Genomic DNA, 2,238 nt, shown 5'->3' on the forward strand with positions numbered 1-2,238 from the left:
CGTCGTACACGACGGTCCCGACGGTCCCGAGCTGAAGCTCACGTTGAGCCGGCCGGCGGCGCTCCTGGACGAGCAGGCGGTCGAGGAGCTGGGCCGGGCATGGCTGGCCCTGCTCGCCGGGCTCGCCGCGCACACGACCAGCCCCGCCGCGGGCGGTCACACGTCCTCCGACTTCACGCTCGTCGACCTCGCGCAGGACGAGGTGGACGAACTCGAAGCCGGATTCACCGGTGGCGTCTCCTGACCGGACACCACGCCTTGAGGAGAGAAGCGATGACCCGATCCGCAGTCGAGGACGTGTGGCCCCTGTCTCCGCTTCAGGAGGGGCTGTTGTTCCACGCCGCCTTCGAGGACGAGGGACCCGACGTCTACCAGGGCCAGCGGCTGTTCGACCTGACCGGACCGCTGGACGCGGGACGGCTGCGGACGGCGTGGGAGACGCTCCTGGCCCGGCACCCGGCGCTGCGTGCGGGCTTCCGGCGGCGCAAGTCGGGAGAGGCGATGCAGGTCGTCGCCCGGGACGTCGAGCTGCCATGGCGGGAGGCCGACCTCTCCGGACTCCCCGAGGCCGAAGTGGCGCCCGGCCTGGACAAACTGGCCGAGGCCGAGCGGTCGGAACGGTTCCGGCTTGCGGTCCCGCCGCTGCTGCGGCTGCTGCTGATCAAGCTGGGTGAGAAGCGGCACCGCCTGGTGCTCACCAGCCATCACGTCCTCATGGACGGCTGGTCCCTGCCCGTGCTGCTCAGGGAACTGAGGGAGCTGTACGCGGCCGACGGCGACACCGCGGTCCTGCCGGCGCCCGTCTCGTACCGGGACTACCTGGTGTGGCTCGGCCGTCAGGACAAGGACGCGGCGCGCACCGCCTGGCAGGAGGAACTGGCCGGCACGGAGGAGCCGACCCTCGTGGCTCCGGCCGCCCCGAGCAGGGCACCCGTGGCCCCGGAGATCCTGACCCGCGAGGTACCCGCGCGCCTGGCCGAGGACGTGACGACCTTCGCCCGTCGGCACGGCCTGACGGTGAACACCGTGGTGCAGGGCGCGTGGGCGCTGGTGCTCGCCCGGCTGTCCGGCCGTACGGACGTCGTCTTCGGCGCGACCGTGGCGGGCCGCCCGGCGGAGCTGCCGGGCGTCGAGTCGATGGTCGGTCTGTTCATCAACACCGTTCCCGTGCGGGTGCGTCTCGACGGGGCGCAGCATGTGGTGCGCCTGCTCGCCGAACTCCAGGAGCGCCAGAAGAACCTCATCGGCCACCAACACCTCGGCCTGTCGGAGGTCCAGCAACTCACGGGCCCCGGAGCGACCTTCGACACGCTCCTCGTCTACGAGAACTACCCGCGCACGCCGGCCCGGACATCCGCCCACGACACCTTCGACCTGCGGGTCATCGCCGGCGAGGAGACGGCGCACTACCCCTACACCCTCGTCGTGTCCCCGGGCACTCCGATGCGCTGCAAGCTCGACTACCGGCCGGACCTGTTCGACCGCGACACCGCCGAGTCGGTGTTCACCAGGTTCTTCGCGGTCCTCGCGCAGATGGTCGCGGACCCCTCGGTGCTCGTGGGCCGGGTGGGTGTGCTGGACGCGGTGGAGCGGGCGGCCGTGCTGGGTGCGTCGAGTGGGGCTGTGGGTGAGGACTTGGTCCGTTCTGTGCCGGAGTTGATCGGGGAGCGGGTGCGGGTGGCGCCGGGTGCGGTTGCGGTGTTGGAGGGTGACCGGTCGTTGTCGTATGGGGAGTTGTGGGCGGCGTCGGGGCGCGTGGCCTCGTACTTGGCGGGTCGTGCGGGGGTACGGCGTGGTGATCGGGTCGCGGTGGTGATGGACCGGTCGGTGGATCTGGTGCCGGTGCTGTTGGGGGTGTGGCGTGCGGGGGCGGCCTACGTCCCCGTGGATGCGGGGTCTCCGGTTGAGCGGGTGTCGCTGGTCCTGGAGGACTGTGCTCCGGCCGTGGTGCTGTGCTCGCAGGCGACGCGTGCGGTGGTGCCGGAGGGCGTTGGTGGGCGGGTCGTGGTCGTGGACGAGCCCGCCACGTCGGCCGAGGTGGCGGGGTGCGCCGATGAGTGCCGGGTGCCGGTGGCTGCGGGTGACGTGGCGTACGTGATGTACACGTCGGGGTCCACCGGCGTGCCGAAGGGCGTGGCCGTGCCGCACGGGAGTGCGGCCGCGCTGGTCGGCGAAGGCGCGTGGCATGTAGGGCCGGGGGATGCGGTGTTGATGCATGCGCCGCATGCGTTTGATGTT

The 2,238-nt window shown here is 71.7% G+C and carries 2 protein-coding genes; both read left to right on the plus strand.

Annotation, left to right across the window (positions count from 1 at the left end; genetic code table 11):
* Positions 1 to 244: hypothetical protein (locus POF73_RS45605; protein WP_272125439.1), on the plus strand; the 244-nt coding region annotated here is incomplete at its 5' end.
* A 29-nt stretch (positions 245 to 273) separates the two neighbouring features.
* Positions 274 to 2,238, plus strand: a 1,965-nt coding sequence (locus tag POF73_RS45610; protein ID WP_272125440.1) for a condensation domain-containing protein, incomplete at its 3' end; no start/stop codon positions are given.

Origin of the sequence: Streptomyces sp. HD (genome assembly GCF_028369295.1) — a bacterium.
In the GTDB taxonomy this organism is placed as follows: Bacteria; Actinomycetota; Actinomycetes; order Streptomycetales; family Streptomycetaceae; genus Streptomyces.